Below are 1,079 nucleotides of genomic sequence, written 5' to 3'. Positions count from 1 at the left end.
ACACCTCGTTCGACAACAGCCTGGGCAGGATGTCGATGGCGCAACGGCCGTCGAGATCGAGGTCGAGCACGATGACGTCGGGCGCGAGATCGTCCGAGGTTGCCACTGCGTCGTCGCAACAGCTGGCCGTTCCGACGACCCGCATGCGCGGCTGTTCGCCGTCGATCAGCCTGGACAGGCCCCACAGCATGGTCTGGTGGTCGTCTACGAGCAGGACACCGATGGGATGGGCAACTGGTTGCATGACGGGCTCCTGATTTGTCTTCTGGGTTGTTTTTCTCAGATGGGGATTTCCACCAGCACCGCGGTGCCGCCACTCGCGCACTGGTGCACCTGTGCCCGCCCGCCGAGAGCCGCAGCGCGCTCGGTGATGGAGCGTGGGAGGAACTTCGTGAAGCTCTCTTCACAGGCTTCGTTTTCGATTCGCAACTGCAGGCGCCCGTTCTTGCAGCCGAGGCGGATGCTGCCGTGACGCGCTTGGGTGTGCTTGCAGATGTTGTTCAATCCCTCGCCCACCAACTGCAGGACTTCCGCGGTCATCCGGTCGTCCAGTTGGACCTGGCCGTCGACGGTGATGGCGATCTCGATGCCGTAGAGCCCCTTGATCCGCTCGGCCTGGCGATGCAGATGGGGCAGTACAAGCCCGCAGGGACTGCTCGCGCTGTGCTTGACCGCACCGGCGTAGCGGCGCAGGTCGGCGATCACGCCATCGGCCACGCTTGCGAGCTTGTCGAGATCTTCACTCAGGGGGTTGTCGGCCGCCGCCTTCTGGCGCAGCGCGCACAGGCCCATCCGCAGGCCGATGTACGGCTGCACGGCCGTGTCGTGCAGGTCCAGCGCGAACTTCAGGCGCTCTGTAGCGGCGGCTTCGGAGGCCATGCGGTCGAGCACCTCGATGGTCTCGATGACCGGAAAGATCTGTTCCATGAGGTGCGCCAGGAACAGCGCGTCGGACTTGTTGAACAGTCCGTCACGGGACGACACGAAGACCCGGCCCTCGCCCAGCCGCATCGGCAGCGGGGCGCTGATGAAGGCGCGGGCCTCCAGCATGGCGATCACTGCGGCGCAGCGCTGCGCGC

At 65.4% G+C, this 1,079-nt stretch carries 2 protein-coding genes; both read right to left on the bottom strand.

Annotated elements, in window-relative coordinates; all coding sequences use genetic code 11:
- Window positions 1-244 (bottom strand): response regulator transcription factor (locus tag ACSFA3_RS25445; protein WP_435508108.1); only part of this gene is annotated, 244 nt, incomplete at its 3' end.
- A gap of 35 nt (window positions 245-279) precedes the next feature.
- On the bottom strand, window positions 280-1,079 hold an 800-nt coding region (locus ACSFA3_RS25440; RefSeq protein ID WP_435508107.1), incomplete at its 5' end, for a sensor histidine kinase.

It is taken from the genome of Variovorax glucosi, from assembly GCF_051216695.1.
Classification (GTDB): Bacteria; Pseudomonadota; Gammaproteobacteria; order Burkholderiales; family Burkholderiaceae_C; genus Variovorax.
The sequence above is the reverse complement of the archived record's forward strand: the minus strand, read 5'-3'. Positions and strand labels throughout refer to the sequence as shown.